This window comes from uncultured Campylobacter sp. (genome assembly GCF_937921625.1).
In the GTDB taxonomy this organism is placed as follows: Bacteria; Campylobacterota; Campylobacteria; order Campylobacterales; family Campylobacteraceae; genus Campylobacter_B.
Map to the genome: position 1 here is coordinate 1 of NZ_CAKZTI010000057.1, position 23,537 is coordinate 23,537.

A 23,537-nucleotide genomic window follows, 5' to 3' on the forward strand; every position below is an offset into this window, starting at 1 on the left:
GTAACAAGGTAGCCGTACCGGAAGGTGCGGCTGGATCACCTCCTTTCTAGGGAGCACGCCCCCGCGGGGGCGATGGGGCGCGGGCGATCCCGCCCGACCCCGCTGAGGCTTGCCTCTCGCCGCGCCCGGCGCGCAGTGTCCGGTCCCGAGGGCTCGCCCTCGCCGTACCCTGAGAGCCGCATAGCGTGACAAAGACGAAAAGTTTTCTTTTTTCAAGAAGATCGCATCTGATCGCGCCGGGGGCGAAGGCCCCGGGCGCAACGTATGTGTACGTACGAGGCCATCGAAGAGAAGATGGTAAGCGCACACGGTGGATGCCTTGGCACAGGAAGCCGACGAAGGACGTGACAAGCTGCGATAAGCCGCGGTTAGGGGCACATGCCCGCCAGACCCGCGGATCTCCGAATGGGCGAACCCGCCGGGACCAGAGGCCCGGCACCCCGCGCCGAACACATAGGCGCGGAGGAGGCAACCTGGGGAACTGAAACATCTCAGTACCCAGAGGAAGAGAAATCAACCGAGATTCCCCCAGTAGTGGCGAGCGAACGGGGAAGAGGCCAAACCGGCGGGCGCTTCGGCCCCGCCGGGGTTGTAGGGCCGGTCGTCGCGCAGTGACAAATCCCCGCGGGAGCGGAACGGCCTGGGAAGGCCGGCGAGACAGGGTTAGAGCCCCGTACGCGAACCCGCAGGGACTGCCGACCGGTTCCTGAGTACCGCCGGACACGTGAAACCCGGTGGGAAGCTGGGGGGACCACCCTCCAAGCCTAAATACTCTCCTGTGACCGATAGCGGACGAGTACCGTGAGGGAAAGGTGAAAAGCACCCCGGGAGGGGAGTGAAACAGTACCTGAAACCGTGTGCGTACAAGCAGTCGGAGCGCCCCTCGGGGCGTGACGGCGTGCCTTTTGTAGAATGAGCCAGCGAGTTACGGTGTGCGGCGAGGTTAAGCTTTGAAGCGAGCCGCAGCGAGAGCGAGTCCCAACCGGGCGCTTGAGTCGCGCGCCGTAGACGCGAAGCCGGGTGAGCTATCCGTGGGCAGGCTGAAACGGGGGTAAGACCCCGCGGAGGGCCGAACCCACCTAGGTTGAAAACTGGGGGGATGACCTGCGGATAGGGGTGAAAGGCCAATCAAACCCGGAGATATCTCGTTCTCCCCGAAATAGCTTTAGGGCTAGCCCCGGGCGTTTGCCTGCGGAGGTAGAGCACTGAATGGGTGCGGGGGCCTCACCGCCTACCAAGTCCAATCAAACTCCGAATGCCGCAGGCCCAGAGCCCGGGAGTCAGAACATGTGGGCTAAGCCGTGTGTTCGAGAGGGAAACAGCCCAGACCGCCCGCTAAGGTCCCCAAGTCCGTGCTGAGTGGCAAAGGATGTGCGTTTGCTCAGACAACCAGGATGTTGGCTTAGAAGCAGCCACCCATTCAAAGAGTGCGTAACAGCTCACTGGTCGAGTGGACATGCGCCGACAATATACGGGGCTAAGCACGGTACCGAAGCGGCGGACCCGCGCGCGAGCGCGGGTGGTAGGGGAGCTTTCCGTCCGGGGCGAAGCGAGGGGGCGACCCCCCGTGGACCGGCCGGAAGTGAGAATGCTGGCATGAGTAGCGAGAGGGGCGTGAGAAACGCCCCCGCCGTAAACCCAAGGTTTCCTGGGCAAGGCTAATCCTCCCAGGGTCAGTCGGGTGCTAAGGCGAGGCCGGAAGGCGTAGCCGACGCGCAGCAGGCAGACATTCCTGCACCCCCGACGCGGCGCCATCACCGACGGGGTGACGGAGAAGGGTAGCTCAGCGGGGTTCTGGACGTCCCCGTGAGGCCACGTAGGCCGGGCGGCTGTGAAACGCGCCGCCCGCGAGGGCTGAGGTGGCTGACGAAGCGACTGGGTGAAGTGAGTGAGCCCATGCTCCCGAGAAAAACCCCTAGGGATGCCGCGCGGGGCCCGTACCGCAAACCGACACAGGTGGGTGGGTAGAACATACCAAGGCGATCGGGAGAACTATGGTTAAGGAACTCGGCAAAACTGCCCCGCAACTTCGGGAGAAGGGGTGCCGCCGCCGGTGGAGGGGCTTGCCCCCCGAGCTGGTGGCGGCCACAGTGAAGAGGTCCAAGCGACTGTTTATCAAAAACACAGGACTCTGCTGAAGTCGTAAGACGACGCATAGGGTCTGACGCCTGCCCGGTGCCGGAAGGTCACGAGGAGCCGTCAGCGAGAGCGAAGCGGCGAATCCAAGCCCCGGTAAACGGCGGCCGTAACTATAACGGTCCTAAGGTAGCGAAATTCCTTGTCGGGTAAGTTCCGACCTGCACGAAAGGCGTAACGATTTGGACGCTGTCTCAACCATAGACCCGGTGAAATTGCACTAGTCGTGAAGATGCGACTTACCCGCGGAAGGACGGGAAGACCCCGTGAACCTTTACTGCAGCTTGACATTGGCTGCCGGTTCGTCGTGTAGAGGATAGGTGGGAGACGCCGAACCAGGGACGCCAGTCCCTGGGGAGTCACCCTTGGAATACCACCCTCGACGTTCTGGCATCCTAACCCCGCGCCGTGATCCGGGCGGGGGACCGTGTCAGGTGGGTAGTTTGACTGGGGCGGTCGCCTCCTAAAGAGTAACGGAGGCGCACAAAGGTCTGCTCAGCCTGGTCGGCAACCAGGCCGCTGAGTGCAAGAGCGCAAGCAGGCTCGACTGCGAGGCCCACGAGCCGAGCAGGGACGAAAGTCGGTTCTAGTGATCCGGCGGCCCAGAGTGGAATGGCCGTCGCTCAACGGATAAAAGGTACTCCGGGGATAACAGGCTGATCTTCCCCAAGAGTCCACATCGACGGGAAGGTTTGGCACCTCGATGTCGGCTCATCGCATCCTGGGGCTGGAGCAGGTCCCAAGGGTATGGCTGTTCGCCATTTAAAGCGGTACGCGAGCTGGGTTCAGAACGTCGTGAGACAGTTCGGTCCCTATCTGCCGTGGGCGTAAGAAGATTGAGGAGAGTTGACCCTAGTACGAGAGGACCGGGTTGAACCGACCACTGGTGTACCGGTTGTTCTGCCAAGAGCACCGCCGGGTAGCTAAGTCGGGATGCGATAAGAGCTGAAAGCATCTAAGCTCGAAGCCGACTCCAAGATGAATCTTCTTTTAAGAGCTCTAGTAGACTACTAGTTTGATAGGCCGGATGTGTAATGGATGAAAGTCCTTTAGCTGACCGGTACTAATAGCTCGTTTGCTTATCTTTTAAGCATTACTTCCTTGTTAAGGATAAAATTGATTCCTAATTTTTCACTATGCTTCGTTAAACTTCGCTGCAGACTTCGGTCACATACCATACGTATGCTCCCTTGTCTTTGCTCGTTTGCCTCGCCTAGCAAAAAATTAGTTCTCAATTCGAAATAGTAAATTTTTACTATACCTTATCAACCTTTGTTTTTATAAAACAAGATCTGGCTTTAACGATGAACGCAGTGTTAAATAAGAGATTATAAAAGATATCCGTAATCTACGATTAATCTAAGTTTTAGATTACGACGAAGTATTTTTAAATATGAGGCGAATAGGTAAGAACGAGTAAAGCTTGTATGCTACAGGGCTAATTCGTAACTATTTCAGTACCGCTTCAAACAACAAAAGCAATCCCTTATTTAACACTGCCTGTGGCTATACAGACGAGGAAACGCCTTGCTCCATCTCGAACCAAGAAGCTAAGCTCGTCCTGGCTGATGATACTATCCGTTACTCGGACGGGGAAAGTAGGTCGCTGCAGGCTTTGTTAAAATTCCATAACTTTCCATACAATTTTCAATTTAAATTCTATTCCGGCATCTTTGGATTATCGCTTTTTTAGCCAATAAATATTGCTTGATAAATTTAAAATTCTATAGCCTTTTAGAATTTTAGAACCTTCTGCAAATACAAATTTTAAATCTAGCCCTCCATCATTACAAAATCTCAAAACTCTGCATTAAATTTGACTTATATTGAGTGAAAAATGATACGGATTGAAATTTTTCTATAATACTTGCTTGTTCGTATCGTTTTTAATACTATCTGTTGCGTTTACTTTTTAACTTCTATGGCGCGGCCGCCTTTCTAGCCTCTCCTAGCCTCATTTATATTAATTTATATTTATCCATTCGTTCGTTTTTAATACATTGCCGCGCTTTTATATCTAAATTATAAAGCCGCCGGCAACTTATAAGGCTTTCGTATGATTTAAACTATATGCCAAATAAAGCTTGGCAAGCGCTGTTACTTAGTATAATGAAGCGTCCCATAAGCAGATAAAACCCTATTAAAAATCAAGCCCAGAAAAGCATGTCCTACAAAAGCAAGCTTACGAATGCGGCTAAATTTTATGAAGATTGCTCGTCTAGCTTTGCACGTAAGGTATCCGTGCCCTTTCATAACACCAGTATCCCGTGTCGCCGTATGCGTCTAGTATTGCACGTAAAAAGTCTCCGTGCGCGGTAAGGTAGGGCTAAATTTCATAAGTACCGCCGCTTAGCTTTTTACATGATTTAAATCCAAATCCAGTTTCAATGCTTGCGGTATTAAATTTAATATATCTAGCTTTATCCTTTTCGGTCTCCAAAGAGAAGCAAAAAAAGCGCTGTTAAATTTAATCTATCTAGCTTTATCGCCTATCTGCTTTTTAAGATCAAGCTAAAATTTAACGTATTTATTTAATAAAACGATCGAAGCAGATAAAATTTCAATATATCTCTTAAATTTATCTCCCTTTAAGCCCTGCGTAAATATAATTCTTACCGTATTGCAAGGTAGCGTAATAGCATATGGGCGCATTCCTTTTCTAGCACTGGCGCGGGATAGGTATGCAATACGCTCAACTCTAATAGACGTTTTATTTGGCAATACAGATATCTTAACCTCAAAGGACTTTTAATGAAAAACCTATTTAAATCCGCACTATTTCTATCGCTTCCTGCATTTATGCTAGCAGCAGTAAATTTAAACACTGCAAGTAAAGAGGAGCTTATGGCGCTTCCGGGCATCGGAGAGGCAAAAGCTCAGGCTATTATAGATTACCGCAAGGATAATAAATTTAAAGATATCGAGGATATCAAAAACATTAAAGGCATAGGCGATAAGAGATTTGAGCTTATTAAAGATGATCTTGCCGTAAGCGGACAGACCGACATTAGTGATCTAAAATCTGCCAAGAAAAAAGCAAGTAAAAAAGCTAAAGATACCGCCAAATCTGCTAAGGCTAAAGCAAATACCAAATCAGAAAAGATGCAAGAGAGAATGGATGATAGCATGGATAAGGCTATGAATGAGGATGGTAAAGTAAAAAGCTCTACGGCTAAGTTGAAAGACGAAGCTAAAGAAGAGGGATCATCTAAGGCTAAAGGTAAGAGGGGTAAGAAGGGTAAGGGAGAGTAAAATTTCTCCCGATCTTAGCTTATTATTCTATATTGCGACAAATGTATGATCTACGTAGCAAGTATATAGATTTAGGCGGAGCTATGGAAGTGTGCAAGATTTTAATTCGAATCTTGCGTAATTAGCTTGTGATCGACTATACTGTAGATTTAGAAGTTTACAGTTCGATTTAAACTTGCGGATGCAATTTTATTTTATGGTACGGCGAGCCGATATTTTTTGGAATTTTAAGGTGTAAATTCTTGATTTTTCATAAATTTTAATCTCACTGCTTTTAAGCAGAACTAAAATTACCCTAAAGACCGCCTAACTATAGCAAGGTATCGGCAAATCGATTACCGACGCGTTTCAGCTAATGCCTAGAAATCGTGTAGGCTAAATGTCAAGCCATAAGAGATCATAGCGGTTTAGGGTGGCAATTTTGCAGAAGCGGCAGTGGGTTTATCTGACGACAAAGCGTATGGCGTAACGCGAGCGTGGCGGTTAAAAAGACTACAAGAGATAGGTTTAAAGCAAATTTTACCCTGTTTAAACGCCAACATCATCACGCCTGCGCCGATGAGTGCTAGTGCGAGCCATTCGCGAAGACTCGGGCGCTCGCCTAAAAATATCACGGCTATGATTACAACGAGTACCACGCTTAGTTTATCGATCGGTACTACTTGATAAGCTTTGCCGATTTGCAGAGCTTTGAAATACGCTAGCCATGATGCACCCGTAGCTAATCCGCTTAGTATCAAAAATACCCAGTTGCGAGGGCTCAGACTAGATAGCGGCTGCCAGGCTTTAGCGTAGCGCAGGAACACGGCGAGACACAGGGCGATGATGATCGTGCGAATAAAAGTCGCGAAGTGGGAGTTGATGCCTTCAAGCCCGATTTTTGCAAATATCGCAGTCAGCGCCGCAAATACCGCCGACGCGAGCGCCCAAGCCACCCAAGTTTCCATGGTCTTCCTCTGTGAAATAAATTGTTAGATTATAGCCCTATTTGGGTAAAATTTGCTTATAATTTTGTGGGCGTCGCGATAAAAAGCAAAATCACAAGCGATCGACACGACAAAGGCGACAATCAAAATTTTAAAATTTCACTGCAAAACGGGGCTTAAATTCCGGTTTCATTAGACTAAGATGCGATTTTGATGCGACTGGGGCGAGTTTCAACCGAATGCGATCCCTAGTGCTATAAAACACAGCGCGTAGATAGTTGGGTAAAATTTCGCTTTAGCGAGATAAAATTTTATTCGAGAGAGTAATCTTGTTCGTGAATGTGAAAATTCTATTCTAATACAGCAAAAGCGCCGTAAAATAGATTTTCTGAAAAATTCAGTGCGATGAAAATTTGCCAGAGCGGGCGGGCTCAAATTTAAAAAATATTTACTGCTCATATATAAAATTCCAAGATTTCTACAAGGAGAGCCTATGAAAAAATTTCTACTCGCGCTCATTGCGATATTCGTTCTAGCGGGCTGCGGCAGCGACCCGAAAGGCGTAGCCGAGGACTTCATCAGAGCCCTATACGAGGGCGATTCTAAGACTTTGGTGGATGCTATAGATATACCCGATAAGGACAGATCGGACGATGGCTCTATGCAGATGATAAACGGCAAACTGATGCAAATGGCGGGTGCCGGCAAGGAGGAGGCCTCCAAGCGCGACGGGTTAAAAGGCGTCTCGGGCGAGCTGCAAAATAGCGACGAGAAATCGGCGCTCGTAAAAGTCGTCGTGTCTTTTAAAAACGGCACGAACCGCACCGAGAGCGTTAAACTCGTCAAAAAAGACGGCAAGTGGAAAGTCTCGCTTTAGCGAAAAAGTTTCTCATCTGCTTGATATTTGCCACAAGCGGGCTTGGCGAGCTTTGGATGCTCACGCGCGCATCTGCCGCAAAAGAGCCGCTACGGGTACCGGATGAAATTTTATCAAACCTACGCACGGGCGATCTCGTCTTTCGCCTAGGCGACGTCACCGACAGCCGCATAATCGCGACCGCGACGGATTTTAAATACTCGCACGTAGGCATGATCGTGCGCGAGCGCCCGCTTTTGGTGGTGCACGCGGTAACGGGCGAGGGCGGGCTAGACGGCGTCGCGGCTGTTTCGATGCGCGAGTTCTTGGCGCATGCGCGAGACTTCGGCGCGGTGCGGATGAAATTTTTAAGCGAGGAGCAAAAGGCGCGCCTCGCTGTCTCTCTACTTAGGCGCGTCGGCGAGAGTTTTACGCTAAGACCTCGCGGCGAAGCGAATCTCTACTGCACAACGTTACTTGAGCAGGAAATTTCAAAAATAACGGAATTTTCGCCGCAGTATTTCAAACTCAACCTAGCCGTCCTAGGCGGCGAATACCTCGCGCCGAAGGCGTTTTGGCATTACGGCGGTGTTGAAATTTTATACGAGCGGTAGGCACGACCTAGCTTGGGCTGGAATTTTGCGCGCTATGTAAATTTAAATATCGCGTCAATTCGAGCACATATAAATGAAATTCCGTGCCGCAAAATTTCGGTCAGAATTTTGCTTTGACACTAAATTTTAAAATTCCGAACGACGTAAAATTCTATGTAATATATAATTTTGTAGAGCACTAAATTACAAAATTCCAATAATTACTGAATTTTCAAAATTTGGTGGGCATGAAATTTCATAGAGCGCGTAACTTACAAAATTTCAAAAAGCAAAGCGCGCGAGCTCTACAGCTCGCCGAAAAGCGCTTCGAGATTTTTAAGACCTTCCTCCGTGGAGACTTTTTTCTCACTCGCCGAACCGGTTTCGATAAGTTCGATCTCGCAGCCGCACAGCATCGAGGCGAGTCGGATATTTAGGCCGTTTTTGCCGATCGCTTTGCTTTTTTGATCGGGGTTTACATAGACGATCGCCTTGCCGTCCTGCGCTATTTTGACCGAGTTTACGATCGCGGGCGCCATCGCACGAGTGATCAAAATTTCGGGACTTGCGGAGTATTCAAACGCGTCGATGCTCTCACCGCCGCTTCCGTCTTGCAAATTTTTGCTTAAAAATCTACTCACCGCGTCGATGCGAGCGCCTCCTTTGCCGACGGTAGCACCCACCGGATCGACGTTTGGCGAGACGGCGCTAAGCGCGATTTTGGCGCGCCTGCCGGGGATTCTGGCGCAGGCTTGGATGATGACGCTGCCGTCTTTGATCTCGGGGACTTCGGCGGCGAGCAGGGCTTCTAGGAATTTCGGGCTGGTGCGCGAAAGTTCCAGCCTGATGCCGTGAGATTTGTCGATCGCTACGTTTTTGATGACGGCTTGCAGCACGTCGCCGATTTTGAAATTTTCACCCTTGATGCGGTTTTTAAGCGGCATAAAGGCCTTCGTATCCTCGATCTCTACGTAGGTCGTGCCGTCGTGATCGATCTTGGTGACCGTGCCGTGGGTGAAAGTGCCTACCTTGCTTTTATAGTTCTCAAAAATTTTCTCTTCGAGCAGCCTTTGGATATGAAAATTTAGCTCTCTAGCCAGCACGCCGGAAGCCGTGCGACCGAGGTTTTCGATATTTATTTCGTAGCTTAGCTCATCGCCGATCTCTGCGTTTTCGCCTATTTTTTTGGCTTCGCTTAGCGCGATGAAGTTGTGATCATTGAGTCGCTCGTCATCATCTGCGACGACGTGGACCTTTTGGTAGAGCTTGACGCGTTTGGTCTGCGGATCAACCTCGCTGTCGTAGAGATACTCCTCGCCGAAAAGTCTTTTTGCGGTCTGGATGAACGCCGTTTTGACGCGCTCTTTGACGTCCGCGAGCTCAAGCCCCTTTTCATTTGCAATCGACTCGATGATGTCGGTGATTTTTTCCATAAATTTTCCTTAAGATTTGATTTCGTGCTACTAAATTTGGATTTTAAATTTTGAAGTGCGATATTATATGGAATTTTGACTTTATTTTTATTTAAACGAATTATTATCTAAATTTCGCTAAACTCGCGGGTTTAATAAAGATAAATGAAAGGATAGATCATGCAGCTAAAACTTGCCAGAACGGAGCTTGCTTCTAAGCCAAAAAGCGTTAAGATCGAGGATTTGCAAGCCCAAGTAGAAAAGAGCGGACAGAAAATATTTTATCTGGATAGAGAAAATTCTCAAAAAGATTTAGCCGCTTTGGTGGATTTTTTCGACACTAAGGGTTTTAGCGTGTATCAACGCATAGTGCGATACGGGCTGAACGAAAACGAGTATATGTACGAGGTGCATATCCTTTGAGCAAACTCCTCTTCATCCAGACCCTAGGTTGCGCGATGAACGTGCGCGATAGCGAGCATATTATCGCGCAGCTAAAAGAGCAAGATTACGAGATTACCGATGACGTAAATATCGCGGATCTGATCTTAATAAACACCTGCTCCGTGCGTGAAAAGCCCGTGCATAAGCTTTTTAGCGAGATCGGAGCTTTTGATAAGGCGCGAAAAAAGGGCTCTAAAATCGGCGTTTGCGGCTGCACCGCAAGCCATCTGGGCGGAGAAATTTTTAAGCGCGCACCCTTTGTGGATTTCGTACTCGGCGCCAGAAACGTATCTAAAATTTCGCAAGCCGTTCTTACGCCAAAATTTATCAGCACGGACATAAACTACGACGAGAGCGAGTTTGCCTTCGGCGATTTTGCGAGCTCGCCATATAAATCCTTCATAAACATAATGATCGGCTGCGACAAAAAGTGCTCCTACTGCATCGTGCCGCAGACTAGAGGCGATGAAATTTCGATCCCCGCTCAAATCATCTTGCGCGAAGCCGAAAGATCCGCCTCTCGCGGTGCCAAAGAGATATTTTTGCTCGGCCAAAACGTCAATAATTACGGCAAGCGCTTTTCTAGCGCGCACGAAGAAATCGACTTCAGCGACCTGCTCGTGCGGCTTAGCGAGATAGAGGGCATCGAGCGCATCCGCTTTACTAGCCCGCATCCGCTGCATATGGACGATAAATTTTTGGACGTTTTTTGCAATAATCCTAAAATTTGCAAATCGATGCATATGCCGCTGCAAAGCGGCTCTAGCAAGGTTTTGCGCGATATGAAGCGCGGATATACCAAGCAGTGGTATCTGGACCGCGCACTTAAGCTACGCCAAGGCTGCCCGGGCGTGGCGATTAGCACCGACATCATCGTGGGCTATCCGAGCGAGAGCGAGGAGGATTTTGCCGAGACGATGGAGGTGTTAGAAGCGGTGAGATTTGAGCAGGTTTTTTCCTTTAAATTTAGCCCTAGACCGCTCACGCCAGCGGCAAGCTTAAAGCCGTTGGATGATGAAATTTCAAGCGAAAGATTAAGCAGGTTGCAAAGCGCTCACGCTAAAATTTTAGACGAGATCGCAGGGGCGCAAAAAGATAAAATTTTTGACGTATATTTCGAGGAGCTGCGCGAGGGCGGCACCGCGTACGGTAGAAGCTTTTCAAATTTTTTAATCTGCGCGCAAGGCGGCGAGGAGCTACTAGGAAAAACGCGCAGAGTACGTATCGAAAAGACCGCCAGAATGGCGCTTTATGGACAAGTTATCGCTTAAAAAGCGGTTGTTTTTCCGCGTCGCCGAATATCTCATTTTTATCCTGATTTGGTGTATTTTTTTAACGTGCAGGGTTAAATTTACCCCCACGAAGCTGCCCGAAAAGCCCTGCGTCGTCGTATTTTGGCATGGAAGATTAGCGATGATGAGCTTTGCTTATAGACGCTGGTGGTTGCGGGATTTCGACAGCAAAAGGCGCGCCAAGGTCATCATCTCGGATCACAAAGACGGCGAGATAATTACGCGTGTGATCTCGCATTTTGGCATCGGTGCGATCCGCGGCAGCAGTTTCAAAGGCGGCGCGCGCGCGCTTATGGGTGCGATCAAAGAGATAAAAAACGGCACAGACGTCATCATCACTCCAGACGGTCCGCGCGGTCCGCTTCACAGCGTCGCCGACGGTGCCGTGATCATTGCGCAGCGGCTAAACTTAGACCTTTACGCGCTAAATTACGAAGCGAGCAGTTTTTGGAAATTTCATAGCTGGGACGAGATGGTATTGCCAAAGCCGTTTTCACGCATAAATTACAGCCTCAGCGCGCCGTTAAATTTAACTGGGCTTAGCCTCGATGCGGGCAAAGAGGCGATCAGGCAACTGCTTTTTGCAAGCGCCGAGCAGGACGTTAAATTTTAGTTTGAAATAATAGTGTTTCGGTATAATTGCAATTTTAGGAGAAAAAATGGCACTATTTAAAGCAAAATCATTCCTCGGCGTCGCTAAAAGTGCCGACGCATGCGAGTTTTTTTATAGAAAATTGGGTTTTGGCAAAAGAATTTTGGATGAGAAATCCGATCGCTTTTCTATAGCGCAAGAAAACGATCTGGCTGCCTCGCTAGCGGGCTTTGCGGATCTGAGTGATAAAAATTTAATCTCCTGCGTACTGATTGACGATGAAAATCAAAGAGTGTATTTTAACGAGGATTATATGATTAAAGAAAATAGCATTTATCAAAAAGTTGATGATAGCTTCATCGTGGAATTTCCTCGCGCAAGTGCACAGGCGGCGGATGAGACTTTTGGAATAGAATTTAGCTCGCACGCTAGTTTATTTAAAATTTTATACTTCTTGCTAAAAAATCAAAGCGATTTTGAAAACATGGCGATGTTCGCACTGAAATTTAATAACCGCGCGTGTTTTGTCGTCGCCAACCAAGAGCGCGTACTCTATGCCGACATAATGCGTATCGATGAGGAGATGCAGGCAGCGATGAGCGATACTGACGAGCTATTTTACGAGCTTTTAAATTTTCAGATCGAGACCTTCTATAAATCCGAAAATAGCGAGTTTCTCACCAACGTTTTCATCTACTCAGACGGCACGCTTAGTAATGAGATCGGCTACGTGATTTTCACACGCATCTTCATCAAAACAAATCTGATAAATCTAAATTTAGCCGATTACATCAACAAAATCGCGATGCTGGAAGCTCGCTAGATCAAATATTTTTGCTCCGTACCTAGGCAGAATTTTAAAATTTTATCTTTGCAATTGCGCTTGCTTGATACGATTTAGTTGCCTGTTTGTGCCGCATTTTATTAAATTTTATCTCGCGTTACATAATGGATTTTGGCTAGATAAAATCATTCATATTCAAATCAGCTCGATTTTAAATTTAAGCTCATTTGCCGCAAAGAGCCGTCTTGCACCGCAAATTTTATTTTTTACGAACTCTGATTAATTTTACGTAAAAAATTTTCTATCAGAATCCGCCTTTGCTCCACATCGTCGTTCTCGCTAATGCCCTCTAGCTCGCTTGCGTGATGCGCCTTGGGCGGGATGTCCTTGAGGTACGACCACACCTCGTCCTCGCTTAAAATTTTGCCGTGCAGATCAAAACCTACGTTTAGCGCTCTGCCCGAAACCTCAGCGATATCTGCGTGCAGGTGACCATAGAGCATCAGCGCGCCATAATGGCAGTTTGCCCACTCGATCATCGGGTAGTGAGACAGAGCCGCTCTCTTATGCGATAGGAGCACAAAGGCGTAGCCCACGATCTGCTCAAACATAAAATTGCCGTCCGCCTTGCGTCCGCTTAGCAGTTCGTTTTTCATCGCGGCGATGCGCCCATCGTGGTTGCCGAGCACCAAAAAATGTCGCCCGTTTAGTCTGCGAAGTAACTCGCAAGTGTGCGCAAAATCCTTGTGAAAGGACACGTCGCCTAGATTATAGACGAGATCCTCGGGCGTAACGAGCGCATTCCAAGCGGCGATGAGATTTTCATCCATCTCGGCTACGTTTGTGCCTTTTCTAAAATTCGGATATTTTTTAAGCACCAGCTCGTGGCCGAAGTGTAGATCGGAGGTAAAATAAACGCTCATAAAAGCTCCTCAAATAGCGCAAGATCCGCTCCCATGACAAATAAAAATCCGCGGTTTATCGGTGGGATAGCAAGCCGCCTGCACGCTTCTTTAAATTTCTTTTCCATCGCCGCTTTGATATATGGCGTTACGAGAATAAAATTTTTGCTCGCGCCCACGGCTACCTTGCCGCCTAGCACGCAGTCAGCGCCGTTTTCTAGGCAGCGCGCACATTCGTTTCGCTGCGCCGAGCTTAGCACGAATCCTAGTCGCTTGCATGCCTGATCAACGCCGCGAAGCTCGCTTGTGCCTCGTTTTACAAGATAAATTTTAGGTGCGGGGTTAGAAATTTCGGGAGTTAAATTTAACGCGTCGGTCGCCAAAAATTTAAAGCTCTTTTTTACGCCGCTAAAGTATTTGTTTAAAAACGGCTCGCTAAATTTCGCGCGAATAAAGCCGCGTTTAAACCGGTTCGTCAAATTCGTTTCGTCGGTGAAGTATTTTAGGTTTCGCCCCTTTAAAAACCGCTCCAGTTCGCACTTTCGCACGCCTAGAAGCGGACGAGCGATCACGTAGTCATCGCGGGGCTCAAGCTCTTGCATGCCTAGTAGCTCGCTAAGCCCTGCACCGCGCCCAAGCTGCATCAAAAACCACTCGAATTTATCGTCAAACTGATGCGCCAAGATCAAATTTTCATATCCCCGCTCGCGGCAAATTTGGCCGAAAAACTCATATCTGGCCGCGCGTGCCTCGTGCTCGAAATTTGAAGCGCCCAGTCGCACGCTTTTTACGTAGATTTGTTTGTTAAATTTGGCTGCGAGCTGCTGCGCCGAATCGACTTCGTCCTTGCTCTGCGAGCGGACGTTATAGTCCACGATCGCAAGGTCAAATTTCACGCCAGCCTTGTCCAGAAGGTAAAAAAGCGCCGTGCTATCGACGCCGTGCGAAAAAGCAAGCAGATTTTTGCCAGCCCGCAGCAAGGCTAGAATTTTGCTTGGAATTTCGGGCGAGTTTTTCATTGTCCTTGCGAGCTTTTTAGTACTCGCGCAAGCAGTCTATCGCCAACAAATTCCGTGATTTCGCACTCGTATAGACCGCCTACTTTTAGATTTTGCACGTAGCTTTCGTTGATTAAAATTTCGCCGTCGATGTCCTTGTCCCATGCAAGAGGCTTGGCGCCGTAAAAAAACTCGCCCTCGCTGCTGGCACCTTCGATTATTAGGGGTATCTTTTTGCCTACGAGCGCACGCATGCTGCTATCTATCGCCTCGCGCGTGATTTTTTCGATTTTATTCAGACGGCGGCTAATTGTCCGTGCGGGGATTTGCGGCATCGCAAAGCTCGCCGTATCCTCCTCCTTGCTGTAAGCAAAAGCTGAAATTCTATCAAATTTAAACTCCTGCAAAAAGTCGCAAAGCTCGTCAAATTCTACGTCTGTTTCGCCTGGGTGTCCGACGATGACGCCCGTGCGCAGAAATGAATTAGGCGCTGCACGCATTAAGCTTAAAAGCTCTTTGATCCGCGCCGCGCTCGCGCCGCGCTTCATCAGGCTTAGCATTTTGTCGTTTATGTGCTGAATCGGCATGTCGAAGTAATTTGCGAAAACGGGTGAGTCCACGATCGTGCGGATGAGTCGCTCGTCGGTGCTGGTGGGGTAGAGATACAGCACGCGCGCGACCTTGACGCCCTTTATTTTTTCGATGCGTTTTATCAGCGCGACTAGATCTATGTCCTGCTCGTGGACTCTTTCGTCGTCCGCACTCTCGCCGCCAGAGCCCTTATCGCAGGAGAGCCTACTACTTTGAGTGGAAATTTTATCTGCCGCGCCGCCGCTTGAGTCATCGGAATTCTGCCCGTCGCGAAAGCTTGCAAAATTTAACTCGCCTTCGGAGCCTTTAAAATTCGATCCATCCTTTTTGCCGCGTCTTAGATCGCGACCGAAGCTGCTGGAATCCTGTGCTATAAAGCTAAAATCGTAAAATCCGCGCGCTACTAAGCCGCGTATCTCCGCTTCGATGTCCTCGATACTGCGGCTTTTTAGGCGACCTTTGAAGCTCGGAATGGCGCAGAAAGAGCATTTTTGATTACAGCCCTCTGAAATTTTAACGTAAGCGTGGTAGTTCGAGCCCGTTATCACGCGTGAAGAGGTAATCGCGGGACTTTGCAGATAGGTTTGTGGGCTGAATAAATTCTGCTTTTTTAAAATCATCTCATCGATTTTATCGTAGTCGCCAACGCCGCTGAAAATATCGACCTCGGGCAGCTCGCGCATGAGCTCATCCTTGTAGCGCTGCATCAGACAGCCCGTGACGACCAGCAGCGCGCCGCTTTTTTTCTGCTCGCTAAGCTTCAAAATCGTGCGGATACTCTCCTGTTTGGCGCTTGCGATGAAACCGCAGGTATTTACGATCATCACGTCCGCACTTGCAGGTTCATCCGTGAGCTCGTAGTTTTGCAGACGCCCGAGCATGATCTCGGAGTCGACTAAATTCTTATTGCAGCCTAGAGAAACGAGATGGAGTTTTGCCATTTTACAGCCAGATATTATCGATCAGGCGGGTTGTGCCAACCTTTGCGGCAAGCAGGATTATCGTATCGCCTTGCTTGATCTGCGAAATTTCATTAAATTTATAATCCACGAACGCTATGTAATCGACCGCCAGCGGCTCAAGCACGCTAAGCATCTTTTCGCGGACGATGTTTAGGCTGATCTCGCCTTTTTTAATAAGCGAGCTGGCATTTAGCAAGGAGCGTGAAAGCTTAAGCGCCATAAGCTTGCCCTCTTCGTCCAAATAGGCGTTGCGCGAGCTAAGCGCCAAGCCGTCGCTCTCGCGCACGATCTCACAAGGGATGATATTTATAGGCATAAAAAAGCTCTTTACCATCTTCTGCACGATGAAAAGCTGCTGGGTGTCCTTTTTGCCCATATAAACGTTGTTAGGACGAGTTAGATTAAAAAGCTTATTTAGCACCTTAAGTACGCCGTCGAAGTGCCCGGGACGCGTTTTGCCTTCTAAAATTTCACTTATCGGCTTAGGTGCTATGATCGCTGGCTCCTCCGTGCCGTAAATTTCATCCGCGCTCGGGATAAAAAGCGCGTTTACATCGAGGCTTTCGCAAATTTTAATATCGCCCGCTTCGTTTTTTGGGTAGCTGTTTAGATCCTCGCCGGGCAAAAACTGCGCCGGATTGAGGAATGCGGAGACGATTACGATGTTGTTTTCGTTTCGCGCTCTTTTTATGAGGCTCGCATGCCCCGCGTGCAAAGCCCCCATCGTAGGCACAAAGCCTATGCTGCCGCTTGCTGATGCTCTGAAGCTTTTTAGCTCCTCTACGCTTCTAATAATTTGCATTGTTCTCTCTTTTCAATATAAAATATTAGGCTGGCAATTATATCAAAAAATATTAAAGGTATAAATTAAGCGCGAAAGGGCGGTCTATTTAGCGAGCGTTAATCAATAAGTACTAAAATCTACCACGAGCTTTAGCTCTAAAATAAACTTCAAAAGGAGCGAAAATGGCTACTCAAGAGACAAATTTAGATTCTTTGAAAAAAGATATCGACTCTTTAAAAGCGGATTTTAAAGAGATTATGAAGTCTATCAAAAACATAGGCGTAGAGCGTGCGGAGTCTGCTAAAGATAAAATTTTGGATCAGCTAAACAGCAATGAGATCAAAAAATATATAGATGATCTAAGGCTCAAAGGCAAAGACGGCATAGAAAGCGTAAATGACACGATAAAACAAGACCCGATAAAAAGCGTCGCTATCGCTGCGGGCGTCGGATTTTTGCTCGCCTGGCTGCTGAAAAAATAATGGCCGGCATATCTGAATTTATAGTTTCGGTAGTAGAGCTCGTAGACGCTCAAGCTAGCGATATTAGGCGCTCTTTTTTAAAGAGCGCCAACTCGGTTTTACTAAATATAATTACGGGCGTAATTTGCATTATAGGCTTGGTATTCTTTTTGCTAGGGCTGCACGCGCTTCTTGAAAAAACTATCGGAGAAATTTGGGCGTATTTTGCTTGCTCTATTGCAGCTTTTTTATGTTCCATTATCGTGTATAAGGTACTTTCGTGCAAAGCGAAATGACAAAAGAAAAGCTAAGACTAGTGGTGTCTATGCTTGAAGACAGAAAAGCCGATTGCAAAAAGTTGAAGCTAGAAGAAGCAAAGCTAAAACTGCTACTAAACGACCCCTTGCCCGATCTATCGACGGAGCTTAAACTGATTAATCATGGCAATATCAAGCAGGTTTTGATATCCCTGATAGATAAATGCTTAATAATGCCCGCCTTAAATAAAATTTTATAAACAACCTTAATCCAAAATATGTTATAATCACGCCAAAAGCATAAAAAGGTCTTAAATTTTGGATAATTATGAATACACGGAACTTTTAAAAACCCTAAGTACTAAAGTCGAAAATATCGCTGGCGTCGTAAAACCAGAGAACATTAAAGCGCGCCTAAAAGAGATCGAGGAGCTTGAAAACGATCAAAATCTCTGGCAGGACGTCGCAAAAGCAGGCGCCATCGGCAAGGAAAAAACTAAAATTTCAAATATCTTAAATAAATTTCTAAACGCTAAAAATGCCGTAGACGATGCAAAAGCTCTATATGAGCTGGCAAACTCGGAAAACGACGAGGAGACGATAAACTCGCTTTTTGCCGAAGCGGACGAGCTAGAGGACAAGATCATAAATTTAGAAATTTCTATGATGCTTAGCGGCGAAAACGACGATAAAAACGCTATCGTCAGTATCCATCCGGGCGCGGGCGGTACGGAGAGCAACGACTGGGCGAGTATGCTATACCGCATGTATCTGCGCTTTTGCGAGCGAGAGGGCTTTAAGATCGAGGTTTTGGACTTTCAAGAGGGTGAGGAAGCGGGTCTTAAGGATGTCAGCTTCATCGTGCGCGGCGAGAACGCTTACGGATATCTGAAAGCCGAAAACGGTATCCATCGCCTGGTGCGCGTAAGCCCATTCGATAGTGCAGGGCGCAGACATACGAGCTTTTCAAGCGTAATGGTAAGCCCTGAGCTAAATGATGATATCGAGATAAATATCGAAGAGAAGGATATCCGCGTCGATGTGTTTCGCGCAAGCGGCGCAGGCGGGCAGCATATCAATAAAACCGAAAGCGCCGTGCGTATCACGCACATCCCAACGGGTATCGTAGTAAACTGCCAAAACGACAGAAGCCAGCACAAAAACAAAGAAACGGCGATGAAGGTGCTAAAGTCGCGCCTTTACGAGCTTGAGCTGATGAAGCAGCGCGAAAAGGACGAAAACGCGCCTAAGAGTGAGATTGGCTGGGGGCATCAGATCCGCTCCTACGTGCTTTTCCCGTATCAGCAGGTTAAGGACAACCGCAGCGGCGAGGCGTATAGCCAAACCGATGCGATTTTAGACGGCGATATAAAAAGCATAATCGAAGGCGTTTTGATTTCACAAGCGAACAAATAAATTTTTTTGAAAGGATGAGAATGAGTGAAGATGGAATTTTGCTAGCGCTAGGATATAGCGTAAACGACGCGACGGTAGCGCAGCTGCGAGGAATTTTATCGAAGTGTGATTTTGAGGATAACGAGCTTGATCGCATCGTGGGGCTGAACGATAAGCTTAAAATTTACGGTGCGCATGTGGCGATGTCGAATTCAAACCCATATTTTAAGATTAAAAACGACGCTACAAACGAGGAGCGCAAGACCGCTGTTGAGGAGATCATCAGGGCTTGGTCGGAAAAATTTAAGCTCAAACTACAGAAAGTCGCGGGCAAAGAGACCTATTATGTTTTGGGTCGCCAAATTTCAAAAAATTAAGGAGCAAAATATGAAAAAAATTCTAGCTTTGATCGCCGCCGGGGTGTTTTTAGCAGGCTGCGTAAGCAACGCACCAAAAAGCGCAGTCGATGCGCCAAAAAGCGGCAAGTATTCTTTCGCCGATGTCCAAGACGGAATCCGCCCGATGAACTTGCAAGGCAGCGTCGTGCAAAGCGATGCGTGCAAAAACGGCAATGGCGCGATGTGTTTAAATTTTGCGGATTCTATGTATTCCAAGCACGACTATGCTTCTGCCGCCAACGCCTACAATGCCGCATGCACGCTCTCCCAAAACTTCCCTGCTTGCCAGAAGCTCGCAGCGATGTTTGAAAAAGGTGAGGGCGTGGAGCAGAATAAATTCAACGCCATCGATCTATACCGCATCTCGTGCTATTACGGCTACAAGGACGCGTGCGCAAATATGCGCCGCTTAGGATACAACGGCTAGCGTCTTTGGGATTTAAATTTTAAAATTCTGTTTTAGATTTACTCGCTACGAATGAGCTGCTTTCAAATTCCATTCCGCCGTATCGCGGGATGGAATTTGTTGCGTGAAATTCTGTTATCTAGCCGCAATGGCTAAAATTTTCCTTGCCTTCTCAATTTGCTCCATAACATGCTCCTTTAAAATTTAAATTTTCTAAATTCTATCTTTTCATTAAAAATCGACATCGTGCGCTGAAGATTGTTTATATCTTTTTGCATCGTTTGCATAAAATAATCTCTCAGCTGCAGATACTCCTCTTTATTTGCCATCAGAATATTTAGTATCTCGACCTCAGCGTTTTCTTTATAAAGCACAAGCTGATCGTGAAGACCGAAAAAACTAAGGCTACCGTTAAGCAGATGCATATAGGCTTTGGTAGTTAAAATGGAAAAGCAAAAAGTAAAAATTATCGCCACGCCATTGATCGGCTCTCCCGTCGTATAGCAGCCGAGTAAAAACCAAAGAACAAGAAAGACCTTTATATAAATAGGTATTTTTTGTTTCCAGCTCCATCTCCAGTCAAAGCTTAAAGCCATAGCGCCGATTGTATTTATCTCGAACGTTTTACGAATCTTATTTTTATTGTAATATAAAATTTTATCGTTATAAAACACGAAGTATGCGCCGTCTCTATTCATAAAATTTGTTACGAATATTACCAAGACCAAAGGAAGGAGGCGAAACATTTTAATGTTTATGGGATTTACGATAGTGGCAAATGCAAGCGCTATTAACAAGCCTACCATAGTAGGAACTATAGAGTATTTCATATAGTCATAATAAGTATGATCTTTGATGATTAGCGGATTTTTGTCGTAATCTCTGGCTTTGGAATTTTGCTGCAAAGAGTCGCTATCATCCGAGATAAAATTTTGCTGCTCTGCGTTGTTTTCACAGGCAGAATTCTGCTCCGCTTTGGCCTCTAAATTTAAAGCATCATTAGCAGAATTTGGAGCTTTGGAATTCAAAGATTCCAAATTCGGAGGTTCAGAATTCCGGGCTTCAAAATTCGAAACTTCAAAATTTGAGACTTCAGAATTCTGGATTTCAGAATTTGGGGCTTTAGAATTTTTGCCGTTAGAATTTTGCTCCAAGCTCCGCTTCGGCTCTTGATGTCGCTTTTGTAGTAACCTTTTTAATTCCTCAAGCCTGCTTTGATCCATTCTTGCCCTCCGGATAAGGCGTTTTAACCTCGCTTATTTTTCCTCGCGCTCTTCATCGCCGTTAGCTCCTGCGCCAAAAATTCCCCCGTGTAGCTACCTGTCTTTTTAAAATCTTTCGCGAGCTTTTCTGGGGTGCCGCAAGCGACGATCTGTCCGCCGCCCTCGCCGCCTTCGGGCCCCATGTCGATGATATAATCGCAGTTTTTGATGACGTCCAGATTGTGCTCGATCACAAAGACGGAATTTCCCAGATCGACCAGATGATGCAGCACCGCTACCAGGCGATCTACGTCTGCAAAATGAAGCCCAGTCGTGGGCTCGTCTAGGATATAGAGCGTATTGCCCGTATCGGTGCGGCTTAGCTCCTTGGCGAGCTTGACGCGCTGTGCCTCGCCGCCGCTAAGCGTCGTGGCGGGCTGTCCGAGCGAAACGTAGCCGAGCCCGACGTCCGCGAGCGTTTTTAGCTTTTGATAAATTTTAGGCACTGCTTTAAAAAACTCGAGCGCCTCGTCGATACTCATCGCCAAAACGTCGGCTATGCTTTTGTTTTTGTATAAAATTTCAAGCGTCTGCGCGTTGTATCTCGTACCGTGACATACGTCGCAAACGACGCTGATATCGGGCAGGAAGTGCATCTCGATCGTGATCTCGCCCTCGCCCGCGCATTTTTCGCAGCGCCCGCCCTTGACGTTGAAGCTGAAGCGGCCGATCTTGTATCCGCGCAGCTGCGCTTCCTTCGTCGCGGCAAAAAGCGCGCGGATCTCGTCCATCACCCCCGTGTAGGTCGCGGGGTTGCTGCGCGGGGTGCGTCCGATCGGGGTTTGATCCAGATAGATCGCTTTATCCAGGCTCTCAAGCCCGGAAATTTTAGCGCCCTTTACCGCGTGCACTTTTCTGGCGCGATTTAGCTCCTCAAGCGCGGTAGGCAGTATGGTTTGCAGCACCAAGGAGCTCTTGCCGCTGCCGCTAACACCCGTGATGCCGACTAAATTTCGCAGCGGAAATTTTGCGCAAAGGCCGTGGATATTATTGATATTTACGTTTTTGATGCTAAGCCAAAGCTCCTGCTTGCGGTGCTTTTGGTAGTTTATCTCCTTTTGGTTATTCAGATACAGCGCGGTTTGCGTATTGCTTTTAAGCAGATGCGCGACGTCCCCAGCAAATACGACCTCGCCGCCTAGATTACCCGCTCCTGGGCCGATATCCACGACAAAATCCGCCGCCTCGATCGTCTTTTTATCGTGCTCGACGACGATTACGGAATTTCCCTTTTCCTGCAAGCTTCGCAATGTCTTGATGAGCTTTTGCGTATCGCGCTCGTGAAGCCCGATACTAGGCTCATCAAGCACGTACATCACGCCGCTAAGACCGGAGCCGATCTGGCTTGCGATACGGATACGCTGCGCTTCGCCGCCGCTGATGGTGCGCGCATCGCGCCCCAGCGTGAGGTATCCAAGCCCCACATCCTTTAAGAAAAACAGCCTCTCGTTGATCTCTTTTAGGATCGGCGCAGCGATCTGCGCGTCCTTTTCGCTTAAATTTGAAAACCGCTTTTCGTCGCTGAAAAATTCCACGCAGTCTGCGATACTCATATTTATCACGTCGCCGATGCCCTTATCTGCGACCTTTACGGCTAGGCTTTCGGGGCGTAGGCGCAACCCGCCGCAGTCTGGGCAGATTTTTTCGCTCATATAATCGTCCAGATCGCTTTCGTTTTTGAGCAGATCGTAGGCGTATTTGATCGCGCCCTCAAATTTACGCACGAGCTTGTGTTTTTTCCAGTAAAAATCGATCTCTTTGACGCTGCCGTAGAGAATCAGCTTTTTTTGCTCCTCGCTTAAGTTTGCATACGGGATTTTAACGTTTATGCCGTTTGCCTCGCAAAACCCGAGCAGAAATTTATAGTAATAACTCTTGTTAAATCCCGACATCACCTTGATCGCGCCGCCCTCGATCGAGGCATTTTCGTTGATGATTTTGCCCAGATCGAGGCTAAATTTTATCCCTAGCCCGTCGCAGCTCTCGCACGCGCCCTTTGGGGAGTTGAAACTAAACGCGAGCGGCTCGAGCGGCTTGAATGAAATTTTACAATCAAAGCACGCCATATGCTCGCTGTAGTGGATCAGGCTCTGCGCAAGCCCAAGCTCGGCGGCGTTTGCGATCTCCACCTCAAGCTCGCCGAAGCTGAGCTTGAGCGCCTTTTCGACGTCGCTTGCGATGCGAATGGAATTTTCCTCGTCGATGGTCGTGCGGTCGATGATGACCTTGATCGAGTGCTTTTTCGTCTTGCTTAGCTCGATCTCCTCGTCTAGTCGCACCAGCACGCCGTCGATCTGAGCGCGCACGTAGCCCTGCTCGCGCAAGCTTTGCAACATATCGGCAAAGCTGCCCTTTTTCTCGCGCACCAAGGGCGCGCCCAAGATCACCTTTGCACCGCGCGGCAGCTTCATAATCTCGGCGATGATGTCGCTGGAGCTCATCTTTGAGATCGGCTTGCCGCATTTGTGGCAGTGCTGCACCCCCACGCGCGCATATAAGAGGCGCAGATAGTCGTAAATTTCAGTGATCGTGCCGACCGTCGAGCGCGGGTTTTTCGACGTCGTTTTTTGATCGATCGCGATCGCAGGCGTCAGACCGTCGATCTTATCGACGTCAGGCTTGCCTACGCGATCTAAAAACTGCCTCGCGTAGCTGCTTAGGCTCTCGACGTATCTGCGCTGCCCCTCGGCATACAGCGTATCAAACGCCAGCGTGCTCTTGCCGCTGCCGCTAAGACCGGTAAAAACGACGAGTTTGTCCTTTGGAATTTGCAAATTTATATTTTTCAGATTGTGCTCGCGCGCGCCCGTGATGGTGATGAGATCGTTCATTTT

General features: G+C 48.1%; 18 protein-coding genes, 2 rRNA genes and 2 pseudogenes. 14 read left to right on the forward strand and 8 right to left on the reverse strand.

Annotated elements, in window-relative coordinates:
* Positions 1 to 286 precede the first annotated feature (286 nt).
* The 3 genes and pseudogenes from Q0101_RS09670 to Q0101_RS09680 all read left to right on the forward strand — a co-directional run.
* Positions 287 to 3,224, forward strand: a 23S ribosomal RNA gene (locus tag Q0101_RS09670).
* Between the two features lie 410 nt (positions 3,225 to 3,634).
* Positions 3,635 to 3,751, forward strand: a 5S ribosomal RNA gene (gene rrf / locus Q0101_RS09675).
* A 1,136-nt stretch (positions 3,752 to 4,887) separates the two neighbouring features.
* A pseudogene (locus Q0101_RS09680) lies at positions 4,888 to 5,127 on the forward strand (helix-hairpin-helix domain-containing protein); the annotation flags it as partial.
* 785 nt (positions 5,128 to 5,912) lie between these two features.
* Here the strand turns inward: Q0101_RS09680 and Q0101_RS09685 are convergent.
* A pseudogene (locus tag Q0101_RS09685) lies at positions 5,913 to 6,335 on the reverse strand (EamA family transporter); the annotation flags it as partial.
* Between the two features lie 472 nt (positions 6,336 to 6,807).
* On the opposite strand from Q0101_RS09685, the gene Q0101_RS09690 reads away from it, so the two are divergent.
* Both Q0101_RS09690 and Q0101_RS09695 read left to right on the forward strand, forming a co-directional pair.
* Positions 6,808 to 7,191, forward strand: a complete 384-nt coding sequence (locus tag Q0101_RS09690) for a DUF4878 domain-containing protein (RefSeq protein WP_297944937.1) — start codon at positions 6,808 to 6,810, stop codon at positions 7,189 to 7,191.
* Positions 7,173 to 7,784 carry a YiiX/YebB-like N1pC/P60 family cysteine hydrolase gene (locus Q0101_RS09695; RefSeq protein ID WP_297944940.1) on the forward strand — a complete coding sequence of 204 codons (612 nt, stop codon included), beginning with the start codon at positions 7,173 to 7,175 and terminating at the stop codon, positions 7,782 to 7,784. The genes Q0101_RS09690 and Q0101_RS09695 overlap by 19 nt, the downstream gene beginning before the upstream one ends.
* A gap of 284 nt (positions 7,785 to 8,068) precedes the next feature.
* Here Q0101_RS09695 and nusA read toward each other — a convergent pair whose 3' ends face one another.
* Entirely contained in the window at positions 8,069 to 9,196 is a 1,128-nt protein-coding gene (gene nusA, locus Q0101_RS09700; protein ID WP_297944943.1) for a transcription termination factor NusA, read from the reverse strand.
* Positions 9,197 to 9,355: 159 nt separating this feature from the next.
* On the opposite strand from nusA, the gene Q0101_RS09705 reads away from it, so the two are divergent.
* Genes Q0101_RS09705 through Q0101_RS09720 form a run of 4 tightly spaced genes read left to right on the forward strand, consistent with a single transcriptional unit; the run spans position 9,356 to position 12,326 of the window.
* On the forward strand, positions 9,356 to 9,598 hold the full coding sequence (locus tag Q0101_RS09705; RefSeq protein ID WP_005870077.1) for an HP0268 family nuclease: 243 nt from the start codon (positions 9,356 to 9,358) through the stop codon (positions 9,596 to 9,598).
* Positions 9,595 to 10,890 (forward strand): tRNA (N6-isopentenyl adenosine(37)-C2)-methylthiotransferase MiaB, encoded by a 1,296-nt coding sequence (miaB, locus tag Q0101_RS09710; RefSeq protein ID WP_297944946.1) that lies wholly within the window; start codon positions 9,595 to 9,597, stop codon positions 10,888 to 10,890. The genes Q0101_RS09705 and miaB overlap by 4 nt, the downstream gene beginning before the upstream one ends.
* Positions 10,871 to 11,524, forward strand: coding sequence for a lysophospholipid acyltransferase family protein (locus tag Q0101_RS09715; RefSeq protein WP_297944948.1), 654 nt, complete (start codon positions 10,871 to 10,873; stop codon positions 11,522 to 11,524). Before miaB ends, Q0101_RS09715 begins: the two co-directional genes overlap by 20 nt.
* A 46-nt stretch (positions 11,525 to 11,570) precedes the next feature.
* The gene (locus Q0101_RS09720; RefSeq protein ID WP_297944950.1) at positions 11,571 to 12,326 is read left to right on the forward strand and encodes a hypothetical protein; all 756 of its coding nucleotides are present in this window, start codon (positions 11,571 to 11,573) and stop codon (positions 12,324 to 12,326) included.
* Between the two features lie 227 nt (positions 12,327 to 12,553).
* Here Q0101_RS09720 and Q0101_RS09725 read toward each other — a convergent pair whose 3' ends face one another.
* Genes Q0101_RS09725 through panC form a run of 4 tightly spaced genes read right to left on the reverse strand, consistent with a single transcriptional unit; the run spans position 12,554 to position 16,542 of the window.
* The gene (locus Q0101_RS09725) at positions 12,554 to 13,210 is read right to left on the reverse strand and encodes a metallophosphoesterase (protein ID WP_297944952.1); all 657 of its coding nucleotides are present in this window, start codon (positions 13,208 to 13,210) and stop codon (positions 12,554 to 12,556) included.
* Positions 13,207 to 14,208 (reverse strand): tRNA lysidine(34) synthetase TilS, encoded by a 1,002-nt coding sequence (gene tilS / locus Q0101_RS09730; protein WP_297944955.1) that lies wholly within the window; start codon positions 14,206 to 14,208, stop codon positions 13,207 to 13,209. The genes Q0101_RS09725 and tilS overlap by 4 nt, the downstream gene beginning before the upstream one ends.
* Complete coding sequence (locus Q0101_RS09735) at positions 14,205 to 15,719, reverse strand: MiaB/RimO family radical SAM methylthiotransferase (protein WP_297944958.1); 1,515 nt, start codon at positions 15,717 to 15,719, stop codon at positions 14,205 to 14,207. Before Q0101_RS09735 ends, tilS begins: the two co-directional genes overlap by 4 nt.
* A 1-nt stretch (position 15,720) precedes the next feature.
* Complete coding sequence (gene panC, locus Q0101_RS09740; protein ID WP_297944961.1) at positions 15,721 to 16,542, reverse strand: pantoate--beta-alanine ligase; 822 nt, start codon at positions 16,540 to 16,542, stop codon at positions 15,721 to 15,723.
* 164 nt (positions 16,543 to 16,706) lie between these two features.
* On the opposite strand from panC, the gene Q0101_RS09745 reads away from it, so the two are divergent.
* The 5 genes from Q0101_RS09745 (at position 16,707) to Q0101_RS09765 (ending at position 19,462) form a co-directional block, all read left to right on the forward strand.
* On the forward strand, positions 16,707 to 17,006 hold the full coding sequence (locus Q0101_RS09745; protein ID WP_297944964.1) for a DUF883 domain-containing protein: 300 nt from the start codon (positions 16,707 to 16,709) through the stop codon (positions 17,004 to 17,006).
* 259 nt (positions 17,007 to 17,265) lie between these two features.
* Complete coding sequence (locus tag Q0101_RS09750) at positions 17,266 to 17,502, forward strand: hypothetical protein (protein ID WP_297944967.1); 237 nt, start codon at positions 17,266 to 17,268, stop codon at positions 17,500 to 17,502.
* Between the two features lie 58 nt (positions 17,503 to 17,560).
* Positions 17,561 to 18,658, forward strand: a complete 1,098-nt coding sequence (gene prfB / locus Q0101_RS09755) for a peptide chain release factor 2 (RefSeq protein WP_297944969.1) — start codon at positions 17,561 to 17,563, stop codon at positions 18,656 to 18,658.
* A gap of 20 nt (positions 18,659 to 18,678) precedes the next feature.
* A complete protein-coding gene (locus Q0101_RS09760; protein ID WP_297944972.1) occupies positions 18,679 to 19,014 on the forward strand; it encodes a type II secretion system protein in 336 nt (111 codons plus the stop codon).
* A 10-nt stretch (positions 19,015 to 19,024) separates the two neighbouring features.
* Positions 19,025 to 19,462 (forward strand): hypothetical protein, encoded by a 438-nt coding sequence (locus tag Q0101_RS09765; RefSeq protein WP_297901918.1) that lies wholly within the window; start codon positions 19,025 to 19,027, stop codon positions 19,460 to 19,462.
* 176 nt (positions 19,463 to 19,638) lie between these two features.
* Here Q0101_RS09765 and Q0101_RS09770 read toward each other — a convergent pair whose 3' ends face one another.
* Together Q0101_RS09770 and uvrA are read right to left on the reverse strand one after the other, a co-directional pair.
* Positions 19,639 to 20,664 carry a hypothetical protein gene (locus tag Q0101_RS09770; RefSeq protein ID WP_297944975.1) on the reverse strand — a complete coding sequence of 342 codons (1,026 nt, stop codon included), beginning with the start codon at positions 20,662 to 20,664 and terminating at the stop codon, positions 19,639 to 19,641.
* Between the two features lie 23 nt (positions 20,665 to 20,687).
* On the reverse strand, positions 20,688 to 23,534 hold the full coding sequence (gene uvrA, locus Q0101_RS09775; RefSeq protein ID WP_297944978.1) for an excinuclease ABC subunit UvrA: 2,847 nt from the start codon (positions 23,532 to 23,534) through the stop codon (positions 20,688 to 20,690).
* Positions 23,535 to 23,537: the final 3 nt, after the last annotated feature.